General features: G+C 73.0%; 13 protein-coding genes. 11 read left to right on the top strand and 2 right to left on the bottom strand.

Annotated elements, in window-relative coordinates; all coding sequences use genetic code 11:
- Positions 1-67 precede the first annotated feature (67 nt).
- Positions 68-1,189, bottom strand: a complete 1,122-nt coding sequence (locus AVW11_RS27925; protein WP_076046375.1) for an aminoglycoside phosphotransferase family protein — start codon at positions 1,187-1,189, stop codon at positions 68-70.
- Between the two features lie 229 nt (positions 1,190-1,418).
- Here AVW11_RS27925 and AVW11_RS27920 point away from each other — a divergent pair, with 229 nt between their 5' ends.
- Complete coding sequence (locus AVW11_RS27920) at positions 1,419-2,918, top strand: DNA-binding protein NsdB (protein ID WP_060179757.1); 1,500 nt, start codon at positions 1,419-1,421, stop codon at positions 2,916-2,918.
- A 261-nt stretch (positions 2,919-3,179) separates the two neighbouring features.
- Here AVW11_RS27920 and AVW11_RS27915 read toward each other — a convergent pair whose 3' ends face one another.
- Positions 3,180-4,601, bottom strand: a complete 1,422-nt coding sequence (locus tag AVW11_RS27915) for a PP2C family protein-serine/threonine phosphatase (protein ID WP_076046374.1) — start codon at positions 4,599-4,601, stop codon at positions 3,180-3,182.
- Between the two features lie 483 nt (positions 4,602-5,084).
- Between AVW11_RS27915 and AVW11_RS27910 the strand changes: the two genes are divergently transcribed.
- The 10 genes from AVW11_RS27910 to AVW11_RS27865 all read left to right on the top strand — a co-directional run bounded on the left by AVW11_RS27910 (position 5,085) and on the right by AVW11_RS27865 (position 14,931).
- A complete protein-coding gene (locus AVW11_RS27910; protein ID WP_060179755.1) occupies positions 5,085-7,319 on the top strand; it encodes a xanthine dehydrogenase family protein molybdopterin-binding subunit in 2,235 nt (744 codons plus the stop codon).
- A 21-nt stretch (positions 7,320-7,340) separates the two neighbouring features.
- Entirely contained in the window at positions 7,341-7,796 is a 456-nt protein-coding gene (locus AVW11_RS27905; protein ID WP_030848647.1) for a (2Fe-2S)-binding protein, read from the top strand.
- 170 nt (positions 7,797-7,966) lie between these two features.
- Complete coding sequence (locus tag AVW11_RS27900) at positions 7,967-9,442, top strand: helix-turn-helix domain-containing protein (RefSeq protein WP_076046373.1); 1,476 nt, start codon at positions 7,967-7,969, stop codon at positions 9,440-9,442.
- Positions 9,443-9,493: 51 nt separating this feature from the next.
- Positions 9,494-11,443: an APC family permease gene (locus tag AVW11_RS27895; RefSeq protein WP_076046372.1), complete on the top strand. Its 1,950-nt coding sequence runs from the start codon at positions 9,494-9,496 to the stop codon at positions 11,441-11,443.
- Positions 11,444-11,541: 98 nt separating this feature from the next.
- Positions 11,542-12,162 carry a DUF6461 domain-containing protein gene (locus AVW11_RS27890; protein WP_076046371.1) on the top strand — a complete coding sequence of 207 codons (621 nt, stop codon included), beginning with the start codon at positions 11,542-11,544 and terminating at the stop codon, positions 12,160-12,162.
- 192 nt (positions 12,163-12,354) lie between these two features.
- Positions 12,355-12,597, top strand: coding sequence for a helix-turn-helix domain-containing protein (locus AVW11_RS27885; protein WP_030818314.1), 243 nt, complete (start codon positions 12,355-12,357; stop codon positions 12,595-12,597).
- A 160-nt stretch (positions 12,598-12,757) separates the two neighbouring features.
- Positions 12,758-13,171, top strand: a complete 414-nt coding sequence (locus tag AVW11_RS27880) for a hypothetical protein (protein WP_060179750.1) — start codon at positions 12,758-12,760, stop codon at positions 13,169-13,171.
- Positions 13,168-13,959 carry a hypothetical protein gene (locus AVW11_RS27875; RefSeq protein WP_030848633.1) on the top strand — a complete coding sequence of 264 codons (792 nt, stop codon included), beginning with the start codon at positions 13,168-13,170 and terminating at the stop codon, positions 13,957-13,959. The genes AVW11_RS27880 and AVW11_RS27875 overlap by 4 nt, the downstream gene beginning before the upstream one ends.
- Positions 13,960-14,030: 71 nt before the next feature.
- On the top strand, positions 14,031-14,450 hold the full coding sequence (locus tag AVW11_RS27870; protein ID WP_030848630.1) for a roadblock/LC7 domain-containing protein: 420 nt from the start codon (positions 14,031-14,033) through the stop codon (positions 14,448-14,450).
- Between the two features lie 106 nt (positions 14,451-14,556).
- On the top strand, positions 14,557-14,931 hold the full coding sequence (locus AVW11_RS27865; protein WP_030848627.1) for a hypothetical protein: 375 nt from the start codon (positions 14,557-14,559) through the stop codon (positions 14,929-14,931).
- The last annotated feature ends 142 nt before the right edge of the window (positions 14,932-15,073 follow it).

Genomic DNA, 15,073 nt, shown 5'->3' with positions numbered 1-15,073 from the left:
GGACGCGAACGAGCGAAGTCCCGTGGCGGTGGGAGCCACGGGACTTCGCGTCCGGGGGAGGGGAGGGTCAGCGCGTGCCCACGGCCGCGCGGACCGCCCTGCGTGCCATGCCCGCGTCGTCGTGCAGGCGGCGGAGCAGCAGCCGCTGTTCCTCCCCGGAGGACAGGGCGCCGGCCGGCAGCGGCTGGGTCGGAGTGCTCGCCAGCATCGAGCGCTGCACCGCTGTCTCGGACATCCGGATCTCCCGGGTCAGCACCAGCATCAGATTGATCAGGAAGGCGTCCCGGGCCACCGGGCCGGCCGACTGGGCGAGCCGGCTGATCTGGGCGCGGGCGGCGGGGGCGTCACCGAGTACCGTCCACAGCGTGGCGAGGTCGTAGCCCGGTAGGTACCAGCCCGCGTGCTCCCAGTCGAGCAGCACCGGACCGGCGGGCGACAGCAGCAGGTTCGACAGCGGCGCGTCGCCGTGGTTGAACTGGAGCCCGGCACCCGACACCTTGACGCCGTGCAGCAGCTTCTGCAGGTCGCCGAGGTCCCGGTCGGTGAGCAGCCCCAACTCGTAGTCGCGGGCGATCCGCCGCGCGTAGTTCATCGGCGTCCCGAACAGCTCCGTCGGCGGCTGCCACTGGTTGACCCGGCACACCGCGCCGAGCGCCGCACGGAGGTCCACGCGCGGCGGCGGCTCCACCGGGTGCCGCTGGAGCGCCGCGACCCGGCCCGCCATCCGCTCCACCACCAGCGTGCAGTTCTCCGGGTCGGCGGCGATCAGCCGCGGCACCCGGACCGGCGGGCGGTGCCGGACGAACGCCCGGTATGCCGCTATTTCGTGCCGGTAGCGCTCACGCCACTCCGGCGAGTGGTCCAGTAAAACCTTCGCGACGGCGGTCAAGCGTCCGGTGGTGCCGACCAGGAGGACCGAGCGGCCGCTGCGCCGCAGCACCTGCACCGGCGCGAACTCCGGACAGATCCGCTGCACCGACGCGAGCGCGGTGCGCAGTTGCGCTCCCTGCGGCCCCGAGAGGTCGATTCTTCCGCTGACGGGCTGCGATCCCGCACTCGGCATCCGCCGTGCCCGGACGGTGCCCTGCGCCGGGGCCGCCGGGCGGCCGGGGTCGAGGTAGGGGCCGCCCGCCGGGAGCGTGCGGTGCGACCGGACCGGTGCGGACACGGAGGACGTTGCTGCGTACATGGTGATACGGATCCCTTCGTGCGCCGACGAGTTGCGAACGCCGCCCCGCCGATCCCGTGCTTCACCCTGGGGAGTTCCGCCGGTGACCGGGGCGGGGAGGCGCATTCCTACCTGACACCCGGCGCAAGGTGGCGAACCATCGGGCGTGCCCTGGCGAAGCCTGGCGAATAGTCGCTGGGCATCTGACGGGGGGCTACTGTCAACTCAGCCGAGAACCTGGGGGCTTGACGTGAGCAAAGGTCCAAACACCCGCTTGAACGACCTGTTCGGCCTGGCCGGCTGGTCGAAGGGCGAACTGGCGAGGATGGTGAACCGGCAGGCGGCGGCCATGGGCCACCCCCAGCTGGCCACCGACACCTCGCGGGTGCGGCGCTGGATCGACATGGGGGAGAGCCCCCGCGAACCGGTGCCCACGGTACTGGCAGCACTGTTCACCGAGCGGCTCGGTCGTGTCGTGACCATCGAGGACCTCGGGTTCGTACGACAGCGGCGCACCTCCAGACGGCAGCCGGACGGGGTTCGCGAGAACCCCGACGGCATGCCCTGGGCGCCCGAACGCACAGCCGCGGTCCTCACCGAATTCACGGGAATGGACCTCATGCTCAACCGTCGCGGTCTGATGGGCGCGGGCGCCGTGCTCACCGCCGGCTCCGCCCTCACCAACGCCATGTACGACTGGCTGCACACCGACCCCGCCCCGGCGAGGCAGGCCCCCGGGCTCTTCGGGGACTCCTTCCAGGCCGACCCCGCGGGATACGACCGCTACGAGGCCGCCCCGATCGGCTCCCAGGAGATCGAGGCGCTGGAGCGCTCCGTCGAGGTGTTCCGGGCCTGGGACGCCTCCAGAGGCGGCGGACTCCAGCGCAAGGCCGTGGTCGGCCAGCTCAACGAGGTGGGCGGGATGCTCGCCTACCACCACCCCGACCACCTCCAGCGGCGGCTGTGGGGCGTGGCGGCCAACCTCGCGGTCCTCGCGGGGTGGATGTCGCACGACGTGGGCCTCGAACCCACCGCGCAGAAGTACTTCGTCATCGCCGCGCACGCGGCCCGCGAGGGCGGCGACCGCCCGCGCGCGGGGGAGGCACTGTCGCGTGCCGCCCGCCAGATGGTGCACCTCGGCAAGCCGAACGAGGCACTGGACCTGATGAAGCTCGCCAAGTCCGGCTCCGGCGAGCAGACCCTGCCGCGCACCCGCGCCATGCTGCACACCATCGAGGCCTGGGCGCAGGCCGCCATGGGCAAGGGCCAGGCGATGCGCCGCACCCTGGGCGAGGCGGAGGAGCTCTTCGTCTCCGACAAGGGCGACGTGCCGCCGCCGAGTTGGATGCAGCACTTCGACGAGGCGGACCTGCACGGCATGCAGGCGCTCGCCTACCGGACCCTCGCCGACCACGACGCCACGGCCGCCCCGATCGCCGCGCGCCACGCCAAGGAGGCCCTGCGGCTGCGCGGCGAGGGCTACCAGCGCTCGCAGATCTTCGACTACATCTCCATGGCCTCCGCCTGCTTCATCGCCGACGAGCCGGAACAGGCCGACCGCTACGCGCGCCTGGCCCTCGTCTCCATGAACGAGACGTCCTCGCACCGGACCTGGGACCGGCTGCGCGAGATGTACCGGCTCACCGGCCAGTACGCCGGTTTCGCGCGCATCGAGGACCTGCGCCAGGAGATCGAGCTGGCCCTCCCGGACTCCCCGGCACCGAGTGGCCGGCCGGCCACGGGGGTGTAGTCCCGGCCGGCTCCCCAGCACGTCCCGCGGATTCCGGATGCCCGGCCCGCCTGCACGCCCCCACGGCAGGTACGAGGACGACGACCGGCACGTCGAGACCGGGTACGCCGACGACAGCACGACGACAGTACGACGACGGCGTGACGACAGCACACGGACGAGAAAGGCCGCGCCCTCCGGCGCGGCCCCTGAAGTCCGTTCGACGTTGCGTCCGACTGTCCCGTACGGCCGGCCCCTGTGGCCCGGCCGTGATCGTCGCCGCTATCCGCCGACGCGGGCGACGAGTACGCAGGCGTCGTCCTCCCGCTCGCTCTCCGCGAACTCCTCGACCACGAGCCGCACGCAGTCCCGGGCCGACCGCGCCGCCGAGAGCCGCGGCGCGAGGGCGAGCAGCCGCTCGGTGCCGTCCGCCCGGCTGAACTCGATGCTGCGCGGCGTCAGACCGTCGGTGTGCAGGACCAGCAGGTCGCCCACCTCCAGCCGCTCCTCGGCCTGCCCGTACGAAGCCCCGGAGGTCGCGCCCAGCAGGACGCCCTCCGGCGGTGTCAGGGCGCGGCCCGATCCGCGGCGGAACAGCAGGGGGGCCGGGTGGCCCGCCTGGGCCCAGGACAGCACCCGGCGCGCGGGGTCGTAGCGGCAGCACACGGCCGAGCCGAGGGCGGGCTGGACGGAGGTCTCGAGGAGCTGGTTGAGCCAGCCCATCAGCGGCCCCGGCGCGATCCCGGCCATGGCCATGCCGCGCAGGGCGCCCAGCATCATCGCCATCCCGGAGGTGGCGGTCACACCGTGCCCGGTCAGGTCGCCGACCGTCAGCATCGAGCAGCCGTCGGGGAGTTCGAGCGCGTCGTACCAGTCCCCGCCGATCAACGCGCTGGTCGCCGAAGGCAGATAGTGCGCGGCCACGTCGAGCGTGCCGGCGTCGCTGTGCGGGAACCGCAGGGAGCCGCGCCACGGGGGGAGCACGGCTTCCTGCAGCTCGACCGCAAGCCGGTGCTCGGTCTGCGCGATCTCCCGCTGGCGCTGGAGCGAGTCACGGGACTCGCGCACCGCCCGCTGGCTCCGCCGCAGTTCACTCACGTCCCGCAGTACGGCCCACATGGAGGCCGTGCAGCCGTCGGAGTCGAGTACCGGCTCGCCCCTCATGTGCAGCGTCCGGACCCGGCCGTCGGCCCGGACGATGCGGAACTCGCCGTCGATCGGCCTTCCGTCCACCAGGCAGGCGGTGACCCATGCGGTGAGCAGCGGCTGGTCCTCGGAGAACAGGGTGGAGCCCAGCTCGTCGAGGGGGAGCGCGCCCGACTCGGGGGACCGGCCGAAGATCTGGAACAGCTCGTCGGACCAGCTGACCTCGTCGGTCAGGAGGTTCCACTCGGCGCTGCCGACCCGGGTCTGGACCTCGGGCGCGACCTCCGGGGCCGCCTGCGGGAAGGCGACGGCCTCGGGTACCGGGGGCAGGCCCTCCTTGAGCTGGCCGAGGTGCTCGCGGAGGTCGTCGAGGTGGTGCACGGCGAGGTCGCACAGCGCGCGTTGCCAGCGGCCCTGGGCGTCGTCGTCGTCCACGACGGTGTCGCGGCGGACCGCGTCCACGTCTCCCCGGAGGCGCCGGGTCTGAGAGATCAGTGCGTCCACCGACCCCGGCTCGGGCGGCTGCGCGGGACGGTCCGCGAACAGGTGGGACGGCATGAGAACTCCGATATCAGGCGCGGCACGGCCAAGTCTGAAGGAAGGACCGGTAACGACTGTTGCACAGGCGGCGACACTGTGTAAGGCGTTTGGCAACATCCGCTACGTTCTTGCTTCCGGCATATGCCGCAGTCCTGCCGGGCCCCGCGCCGCGTGCGAACGAATCCGGTCAGCGCGGGTTCGGCGACCCGATGCGCATGCCAGCCGGTGGGGCGGGTGATGCGTCCGGGAGGGGCGGCCGGAATCCGGCCATCCAGCCCCTGTGACTCGATCAAACGCCCGATGTGTACGAGGAGTTCACGCGGACGCGTTCGCGCGGTAGCCGGTTCAGTGCACGCACCGCGATACCCCCGAACGGATGACACCGGACCGCGCAAGGCGGCGGAATCGAGGCTTCACACCGGAACACCAGGTGGCTACCCTACGTAGCGGTAATGATCCGGAGAGGTCCGCACGGGCGGGCCCGCGCAGCGCTGGGGACACGTGACATCGAGCGGTCAGCACCACGCCGCCGGCCGGAGCCGGCGTTCCTTCCTCACCTACCTCGTGGCGGCGCCGACCCTCGCACTGGTCACCCGCGCCGGAGCCGACGCCGCCGCCCCGCAGGCCGCCCACGCCGTGGTGCCGTCCCTGCCGGCCATCGCCGACGTGGTCGACCTCGGCGACCTCTTCATCCTGGCCGGCGCCCCCACCTCCGCCCTCCTCGCCCTCGCCGTGGAGGCGGACGGCACCGTCCGCTTCCGGCTGCCGCGCGAGGAGGTCGGCCAGGGACTCACCACCGCGGTGGCCATGCTGGTCGCCGAGGAACTCGACGCGCCCCTGGCCGACGTACGCGTGGAACTGGACGACGCCCGGCCCGAGCTGCTCTTCAACCAGCTCACCGGCTCCTCCAACTCCATCCGCTCCCTCTACGGGCCGGTCCGCCAGTGCGCGGCCACCGCGCGGGCCCGACTCGTCGCGGCGGCGGCCCACCGCTGGAGCCTCTCCCCGGCGTCGCTGACCACCGCCGACGGGACCGTCCGGGCCCCCGACGGACGCACCGCCCGCTACGGCGAACTCGCCGCGGCCGCGGCCGCCCCCGGCCTCGTCGTCCTCGGCGCCACCCCCAAGAAGGCCGCGCAGCACGCCCTCGTCGGCCGGCCGACGAACCGGATCGACGCCCGCGCCATGGTCACCGGCGCCCAGCGGTACACCCTCGACCTCGACGTGCCCGGCGCCAAACCCTGCGTGGTGCGCCGCCCGCCCACCTTCGGCGCCGCCGTCCGCACCGTCACCAACCTCTCCGCAGTCCGGGCCATGCCCGGAGTGCTGGAGGTGGTCACCGTCCCCACGGGCGTCGCCGTCGTCGCCGAGACCTTCGGGCAGGCCCTCACCGCGAAATCGGCCCTCCAGGTCACCTGGGGGCCGGGCCCCGCCGACGAACTCTCCGACGCCCAGATCCGCACCAGGCTGCGCGCCGCCACCCCGCCGCTGCTGGTGCCGCCGCTGCTGACCCCGTACGTGGACGCCGAGTTCGACTTCGCCTTCGTCAGCCACGCCCCGATGGAGACCAACTGCGCCATCGCCGACGTCCGCGAGGACCGGGCCGAGATCTGGTCCGGCCTGAAGTCCCCCATCGTGGCCCGCCAGAGCATCGCCGCCGACCTCGGACTGCCCCTGGACAAGGTGACGGTGCACGTCGTCCAGGCCGGCGGCTCCTTCGGCCGGAGGCTCTTCTTCGACGCCGCCCTGGAAGCCGCCCGGATCTCCAGGGCCTGCCGCCGCCCGGTCAAACTGATGTGGACCCGGGTGGACGACACGCGCCACGGCCGGATGCGCCCCGCCACCCACCACAAGATCCGCGCCACCCACCTGCTCGGCGAGGTCCTCAGCTTCGAGCACCGCGTCGCCGCCGCCGAGACCGACTTCCGGCACGGGCTCGGCGAGATCATCACCGCCACCGCGGCACACCTGCCGCTCGGCATCGGCAACGCCACGCTCGCGCAGACCCTGTTCCTGACCACCGTGAAGTCCCCCTACCACTTCGGACTCACCACCCAGGCCCTCACCGAGGTGCCGACGGGCATCCCCACCGCCTCATGGCGCTCGGTATACTCCGCCAACACGCGCGGGGCCGAGGAGATCGTGGTCGACGAACTGGCCGCGGCCACCGGCAAGGACCCGTACCGCTTCCGGCGCACCTTCCTGAAGACCGACGCCCAGCGCGCCGTCCTGGACAAGGTCGCGACGGAGGGGAACTGGGGGCGGACGATGGAGCCCGGCTGCGCACAGGGCATCGCCTTCCACGAGGAGTACAAGTCCCGCACGGCCTGCCTCGTCGAGATCGACACCCGGGACCCGCAGCGCGCCCGCGTCACCAAGGCCGTCATCGCCGTGGACGTGGGCCTGCCCGTCAACCCGCGCGGGCTGGAGGCCCAGATGGCCGGCGGCCTCACCGACGCCATCTCCACCACCCTGCGCGCCGGACTGCACATCGACAAGGGGCTGCCACTGGAGGGCAGTTACAGCCAGTTCCACTGGGCGCAGCAGCGCGACACCCCGCGCGACCTCCGGGTCTTCGTGCTCCCGGCCACCGGTGCGGAGCCGGGCGGCGCGGGCGAGCTCGGCGTGCCCGCCGCGGTCGGCGCCATCGCCAACGCCTGGGCCCGGGCCACCGGTTCGAAGCCGCGCAGCTTCCCCCTCGACTTCGACGTCGACTTCACCCCCTACCCCCGATAGCCGCAGAGCCAGGAGTACGCCGTGCCCTCGCACACCTTCACCGTCAACGGGCGGAGCGTCACCGTGGACGCCCCCGACGACCTGCCCCTGCTGTGGGTGCTCCGCGACATGCTGGGCGTACGCGGCCCCAAGTACGGATGCGGGGTGGACGTCTGCAAGGCCTGCACCAGCCACCTCGACGGGGTCGACGTCCGGCCGTGCGTGGTGCCCGTCTCGGCGTGCGCGGGCCGGGAGGTGACCACCATCGAGGGCCTCGCGGACGGCGACGACCTGCACCCCGTGCAGGAGGCCTGGCTCGAACAGGACGTCGCCCAGTGCGGTTTCTGCCAGCCCGGTCAGATCATGGCGGCCGTCGCGCTGCTGCGGCGGACCGCCGAGCCCACGGACGAGGACATCGACGCCATCGCCAACATCTGCCGGTGCGGCACCTACTTCCGCATCCGGGAGGCCATCCGCAGCGCGGCCGCCAGGATGTGAGCGGCGGATCCCGGTGCCTCCCCCGTGGTGCTTCCCATGGGCTCCGGGACCCGTCCGCTCGTGGACCAACCTATGCGGGCGCGGGCCCGTACACAGGGTTCGACCTGCCCAGTGACCGGGCGAGACCGGTATCACAGCGCACAGTGTGCGGCGGGTGGTTGAATGCGCCGGTGTCACGCTCCGACGACGTACTCAAGGTCCACCGGCTCGCCCACGGCGGGGGATCGGCCGCGCTGCTGGAGTGGCTCGCCACCCGCCTCGGCGGGTGGGCCGGCGTGGTGCCCGCCGATCCCGCAGCCGCGCACCCGTCCGGCGCGGCTGCCGTGGAGGGCGCCGGGCAGGGGCGGCGGCCGCCCGAGGCCGCGGTGCGAGGCGCCGCCGAGATGAGCGCCCGCGGCGTCAGCTCGGCCGTCCTGCACGGCGCCGGATCCGCCACCCTGCTGTTCGCGCTGGACGCCGGGCGCGCGCTGGCCGCCGTGCTGCCGCTGCCGCACCCGCCCGACGCGCCCGCGCTGCTGGCGGACGCGGCCGTGCCGCTGGCCCTCGTCCTACGTGCCGAGGAGGCCGAGCTGCGGGAGGCGCGGGCGGCGACCGCCGAGGCGCGCGCCCGCGAGGCCGTGCTCCACCTGCTGATGAACGGCAGGCTCTCCACCGCCCACCAGATCGCCGAGGCGCTGCGGCCGCCGCTGCCCGACCCGATGCGCATGTACGTCGCCGAGTGCCGCACCGGCCGCCGCGCCGAAGTGGCGCGACTGTGCCAGGAGTTGACCGGAGGCCGGGCCTGGGTCGTGCGCTGCCCGGTCTACGTCCGCCATCTCATCATCCTGGTCCCGGCCGATGCGGCGGCGGTGTCCTGCGACCAGGACCCCCTGGCCGGCGCGCTGTCGGCGGTGGCCCCGGACTGCGCGGTCGGGGTCAGCGCGGAGCTGGCCCTGAGTCAGGCCCCGACCGCCTACACCCAGGCCTTCCACGCCCTCGCCGTCGCCCGCGGCCGCGGCGAACGGCATGCCCGCTTCGGCCCGGGCCCGGAGCTGGCGCTCGTGGCCCACGAGGCCGGCGCCGACTGGGCCGGAGCCCTGCTCGCGCCCCTGCACGCGTACGAGCCCCGGCGCCCCCAGGACCCCGGCGGGCAGGAACTGCGCGCCACCGCCCACGCCTGGCTGAACTTCGGCTCACACGCCACCCGGCTGCTGAAGGTCCACCGCAACACCCTGTCCGCCAGGATCCGGCTGGTCGAGACCCTGCTCGGCCTGGACCTCGCGCGCCTCGGCGACCAGGCCGCACTCTCGCTGGCCCTGCGGCTGACCCCGGGCGCGGGGCGGGGGAGCGTCGCCGCCGCCCCGGCGGCCGACGCCCCCGGGCTCGACGCGGTCCTGCGCGATCCGCGGCTCACCGAGTGGGCCCGGTCCCACCTGGGCCGGCTGACCGGCCCGGACGCCCCGGCCGGGGCGCGGGCCACCGTCCGCACCTGGCTGGCGCACGACGCCCGGCTCGTCCCGGCCGCCGCCGCACTGGGGGTCTCCGTCCCCGCCGCCCGCAAGCGGCTGGCCCGCATCGAGGCCCTGCTGGAACGCTCGCTGCTGCAGTCCCCGAGCGTCCGCCACGACCTCTGGCTGGCCCACCGGGCCGAAGAGCTCACCGAGTGACACAAGCCCCAAAAGGGATGTTCACCGAAAAAAATCTACGATCATGCCCGAATGAGGCGTATCCATGCGAAGCGCGTGCTGGTCGGTGAACCCCTCGACACCGCGCGGCTCGGCGAGACCCTGCTTCCCAAACGGCTCGCCCTGCCGATCTTCTGCAGCGACCCTCTCTCCTCCGTGGCCTACGCCACCGAGGAGATCCTGCTGATCCTGGCCCTCGGCGGGGTCGCCCTGCTGCACCTCGCCTGGTACGCGGCCGCCGCCATCGTCTTCCTGCTCGTCGTCGTCGTCGCCTCCTACCGCCAGACCTGCCACGCCTACCCCGGCGGAGGCGGCGCGTACGTCGTCAGCTCCGAGAACCTCGGGCCGACCGCCGCGCTCACCGCCGCCAGCGCCCTCCTCGTGGACTACGTGCTGACCGTCGCGGTCTCCGTCGTCTCGGGGGTCTCCGCCATCACCTCGGCCGTCCCCGCCCTGAGCGACCACGAAGTGGTCCTGTCGGTCGCCTTCGTGGTGCTGCTGACCCTGATGAACCTGCGCGGAGTAAGGGAGTCGGGCCGGGTCTTCGCCATCCCCACCTACGGCTTCGTCCTCGTCGTCTACCTCATGTTCGCCGTCGCCGCCGTGCGGCTCGGCACCGGCCAGACCATCCGCGCGGAATCCGCCGACCTGCCGATCATCGCGGAGGGCACCTACACCGGACTGGCCCTCGTGTTCCTCGCGATGCGCGCCTTCGCCTCCGGCTGCACCGCGCTCACGGGCGTCGAGGCCATCAGCAACGGCGTCCCCGCCTTCCGCAAGCCCAAGGCGAAGAACGCGGCGACCACCCTCGCCGCGATGGGCTTCCTGTCGGTGACGATGTTCGCGGGCATCACCGCCCTCGCCATGGCCTACGAGGTGCACGTCGCGGCCGACCCCACCGAACTGGGCCTGCCCCCGGGGACCGCGACCTCCACCGCCCTGGCCCAGATCGGCCGGGCCACCTTCGGCAGCTGGCACTTCCTCTTCTACCTGCTCCAGGCCGTCACCGCCGGAGTGCTGATCCTCGCCGCGAACACCGCCTTCAACGGCTTCCCGATGCTCGCCTCGATCCTCGCCCGGGACCGCTACGCGCCCCGCCAGCTCGCCAACCGCGGCGACCGGCTCGTCTACTCCAACGGCGTCGTGCTCCTCGCCCTCGCCGCCGTCGCCCTCATCGTGGCCTTCGACGCCGAGCTGACCCGCCTCATCCAGCTCTACATCATCGGCGTGTTCGTCTCCTTCACCCTCTCCCAGTCGGGCATGGTCCGGCACTGGAGGAAAGCGCTCGCCTCACCCGCCACCGCGCGCGAGGAGCGGGTCCACATCCACCGCAGGCTCGCCATCAACGCGGTCGGCGCCACCCTGACCGCCCTGGTCCTCGTCATCGTCCTGGCCACCAAGTTCACACACGGGGCCTGGCTGGTCGTCATCGCCATGCCCCTGCTCTTCCTCGGCATGAAGGGCGTGCGCCGCCACTACGACCAGGTCGCCCGGCAGGTCGGCGTCACCCCGGACACCAGGCCGCGCAGGCCGGCCCGCCACCACGTGGTCGTCCTGGTCGCCGCCGTGCACGCCCCCACGCTCAAGGCCATCGGCTACGCGCAGGCGCTGCGGCCCGACACCCTGACGGCGGTGACGGTCGCCGCCGACGAGGCGGAGGCGGCCCCCTTGCGCGAGGCATGGGAGGAGCACGACCTCGGGCTCCCGCTGAAGATCCTCCACTCGCCCTACCGCGAGGTGGTGGGCCCCATCCTGGCGCACGTCGAGGAACTGGCGGCCGAACCGGCCACGGACATGCTGTCCGTGGTGATCCCCGAGTTCGTCGTCGGCCACTGGTGGGAGCAGCCCCTGCACAACCAGAACGCCCTGCGGCTCAAGGCGCGGCTGCTGTTCACACCGGGCGTCGCGGTCATCGACGTGCCGTACCTGCTGGAGTCGGCGAAGGCAGCGAAGGCGGCCGAGGGTGCGGGAGGCGGGGGATAGGGGCGGATGGGCGGCTCCTCCCACAGAAGTCCGCAGACTGACTATCGTGCCGGTGGGGGAAGCGCCGGCGTCGCGGGAAAGACCGTGGGGAGTGCAGGATGGCCGACATCACCGGAAGCAGGACCTGCGGTATCCAGTGGCTGGCGGACTGGGGCGAGTGGTTCGCCGGCCTCACCTTCGCCCGGGGCATAGGCCCCGAGGAGCTGGCCGCGCGGCTCGGCGCGGTCCCGGGCGTCCGTCCCGGGCCGCTCGGGGCGCCGGCTGCCTGGAGCATGGTCGCCGAGACCGCGGACGGCGACGGCGTGGCCCGGGTCGGCAGCTGGGGCGGCTGGTCCTTCGCCGTCGAGCACGGCCTGCCGGCCGGGGCCGAACGCCTCGCCGAGGTCTCCCGGGCCGGCGTGGAGGCCGTCCACCTCGACCCGCAGCCCGACCACCCGCCCAAGCAGTTCGCGTACGCCCGGGACGGCGAGCTGGTGTGCTGCTTCGGACTGGGCGAGGAATGCTGGCGGGGCGGCCACCGGCCGGACTTCCTGCTCCCGGAGCTGGTCGCGGCGGGTGTGCTCGGCCCGGACGGCGCGGACGACGGCCCGGACGGCGAGGTGGACGGGGACCGCGAGCGACGCACCCTCGCCGTCCTGGAGGACCGCTTCGGGCTGGCCCTGCCGCGCCACCTGATCGCGGACACCCCGCTGCCGGCCTACGTCACCCGCACACGCTAGGGACGCCCCTCCGCCTTGCGGTGCACCGCATCTGACGCCGTGCGCCGATCCACCGGGGATGACGGGACAGCCCTTGGGCGGCCCCGGGTCCGGTGATCTTATGCTCGGGTTTACGCGAGTCCGCTGGTTTTGGGGGCGGTGAGGCACTTTGATGGGTCTGCCAGGCGTCGTACCGGAGCAGGGGGACCATTCATGGGAACCGACCGCATCCAGAAGGACAGCACACCCACCCTGATCGGTTCCGTGCAGCGGGCGCTGCGGCTCGTGGAGGCGATGCACGCGGAGGGCGGAGCGACGGCCAAACGGCTCGCACGGGTCACCGGGATCCCGCTGCCGACCGTCTACCACCTGCTCCGTACCCTGAGCCATGAGGGCTATGTCGAGCGCGAGGGCGGCTCGTTCCGTCTCGCGGACGATCTTCCGCTGGCTTCGTGATCAGATTCCGACGCGTTCCGGCCAAGCTCTTACACCCTGAATGGCATGTTCCAGCGGAAAATGCCAGAACGCCTTTTCGCACTCCGGAACTTGAGTAAGTTCCCTCCTGTCGCGCCGCACAACCGTGCACACCGCACGTCCGGCCGGGAGGGGAGCCCGCGTGCCCGGGATCGACGAATGCCTGCTCGAAGCCATGGCCCTGCCTGGCGCACGGGGGGCCGCGCTGGTCGACTGGAGCAGCGGGCTGGCTCTCGGGACCATCGGGGAATCACCCGTGGGGGACCACGAGACCACCGCCGCCGAGACCGCCGAGCTGGCCCGTGCCGCCGCGGAGTACGAGTCCTTCGCCCGCGCGGAGGCGGGTCCGGCCCTCGGTGACGTGGTGGGCCCCGCCGGCCCGCCCGTGGAGGACCTCATCGTCACGACCCGCAGCGGCTACCACGTCCTGCGCTTCGTCGAGACGAGCTTCGACAGCAGCGTCTTCCTCCACGTCTGGCTCGACCGGGCCGAGGGCAACCTCGCCTTCGCGCGCATCAGACTCAGGGCCCTGGCCGAAGGGCTGGTGCTCCGATGACCACCCCGGCAACGGCCCCGAACGCCTTCGCGGCCGTCTCCCCCCTCCTCACCCGGCTCGCAGCGGAGCGGGCCACCGGCGCCCTGCTCCGCGACCGCGGCACCCTCTTCCTGGAGGACGGCCGAATAGTCCACGCGGAGAGCCCCGCCACCCCCGGCCTCGACGTCCTGCTCACCACCGGCGGCGGCCTCGCCCCCGAGCGGTGGCGCGAGGCGGTGGACCGGGCCGGGGCCCGCCGCCAGGTCGCCCGCTTCCTCGTGGACAGCGGCGGCCTCGCCGGCGGGGAGCTCGAGATCTGCCACCTCGCCGCCATCTTCGACGCCGCCTTCTTCGCCCTCTCCCCGGGCAGCGGCCCCTCCCGGTTCCGCCGCGGAGCCACCCACTGGATCGGCTCCGTCCGCTCCGTGGCGGCAGCCGCCGTCGAACGGGAGACCCGGCGCCGCCGCGAACTGCTCGACGCGGTCTGGCCGTATCCGCTGCTCGACACCGCCCCCGTGGTGCCCCGGGCGGCCGCCCCGGGCCAGACCGTCACGGCCCGGCAGCGGATCCTGCTGGAGCAGGCCGACGGCATACGCACCCCGGCCGACCTGGCCTGGGTGCTGGGCCGACCCGCCTTCCACACCCTGCTCGACGTCCGCCGCCTCGCGGCCGCCGGGCTGGTCGAGACGCCGCACAGCCCGGCCCCCCCGCCGGTCGAGGTACCCCTGCCCGACTGGATGACCCAGGCCCAATCCCCGGACGTGGCGCTGCTCCGCCGGTTACGCGACGCACTGGAGGCAAGCCTGTGAGGCTCCCGCTGCGACCGGCCCTGCGCGCCGACCGCTCCGAGCGTAGGCAGCCCGAAAGGAGAAAGGCCGACATGAGTACGGTGCCCCCCGAGGCGGAGGCCGAGATACTCGCCGAGCTCCGCAGGCTGCGGGCCCGCGTACCCCAGCTCACCGGCGCCCTCGCCGCGAGCGCCGACGGCTTCGTCCTCGCCCAGGACAGCGCCGCCGCCGAGGCGGAGGCCGTCGCCGCCCTGACCGCGGCCGCCCTCGGCGTGGCCCAGCGGCTCAGTGACAGCACCGGCCAGGGCGCGTTCCGCGAACTGCTCGTGCGCGGAGCCGACGGATACGTGGCCACCTACGCCGCGGGCCCGGCGGCCGTTCTCACCCTGACCGCCGAGCCGCGCGTCAACGTCGGGCGCCTCCATCTGGAGGCCCGGCGCTCCAGCGTGCGCATCGCCGAACTCATCGAACACGTGCTCGCGCGCCGGGGCTCCGGCGCCGGGCCCGCCTGACCCGCACCCCGGCCCTCCGCACGGTGGGCCCGCCGGATTCAGGACAACTACAGATAGTCACACCGCAACAGCAGACAGCTACGGCCCTACAGAAAGAGGCACTCTCATGGTCAACGTGGAAACCGCGCTCAAGGAAGCCACCACCCTCATCGAGGGCGCGATCGGCGCGGCCCTGGTGGACTACGGCAGCGGCATGGCCCTCGGCACCATCGGCGGCGGCAAGGACCTCGACCTCGCGGTCGCCGCGGCCGGCAACACGGACGTGGTGCGCGCCAAGGTCCGCACGATGGAGCTCCTCGGCCTGAAGGACGAGATCGAGGACATCCTCATCACCCTTGGTAGTCAGTACCACCTGATCCGGCTCATGAAGGGGCGGACCTCCGTGGGCTTCTTCCTCTACCTGGCCCTTGACAAGAAGCGGGCCAACCTCGCCATGGCACGCCATCAGCTGAAGAAGATCGAAGCAGAACTGGAGATCTGAACGGGTCATCGACCGGGACGGGCCGCGTCCCACCGCAGCGTCCAAGTGGCGGACGGCTGAATTCTTTGCCGTCCGCCCCGGCGATCAGCGCCCTATACCCCATATGGGTGGAGTTTATAGCTCTGTTACAGAGTAAGATGCT

It is taken from the genome of Streptomyces amritsarensis, from assembly GCF_001953875.1.
GTDB lineage: Bacteria > Actinomycetota > Actinomycetes > Streptomycetales > Streptomycetaceae > Streptomyces > Streptomyces amritsarensis.
Note: the sequence above shows the minus strand (reverse complement) of the source record. Positions and strands in the feature narration are given on the sequence as shown.

Bases quoted from the DNA above. Each gene is read 5' to 3' on its own strand.
- AVW11_RS27925 (WP_076046375.1), bottom strand. From the start codon at position 1,189: ATGTACGCAGCAACGTCCTCCGTGTCCGCACCGGTCCGGTCGCACCGC.
- AVW11_RS27915 (WP_076046374.1), bottom strand. From the start codon at position 4,601: ATGCCGTCCCACCTGTTCGCGGACCGTCCCGCGCAGCCGCCCGAGCCG.
- AVW11_RS27895 (WP_076046372.1), top strand. From the start codon at position 9,494: ATGAGGCGTATCCATGCGAAGCGCGTGCTGGTCGGTGAACCCCTCGAC.
- AVW11_RS27890 (WP_076046371.1), top strand. From the start codon at position 11,542: ATGGCCGACATCACCGGAAGCAGGACCTGCGGTATCCAGTGGCTGGCG.
- AVW11_RS27885 (WP_030818314.1), top strand. From the start codon at position 12,355: ATGGGAACCGACCGCATCCAGAAGGACAGCACACCCACCCTGATCGGT.
- AVW11_RS27875 (WP_030848633.1), top strand. From the start codon at position 13,168: ATGACCACCCCGGCAACGGCCCCGAACGCCTTCGCGGCCGTCTCCCCC.
- AVW11_RS27870 (WP_030848630.1), top strand. From the start codon at position 14,031: ATGAGTACGGTGCCCCCCGAGGCGGAGGCCGAGATACTCGCCGAGCTC.
- AVW11_RS27865 (WP_030848627.1), top strand. From the start codon at position 14,557: ATGGTCAACGTGGAAACCGCGCTCAAGGAAGCCACCACCCTCATCGAG.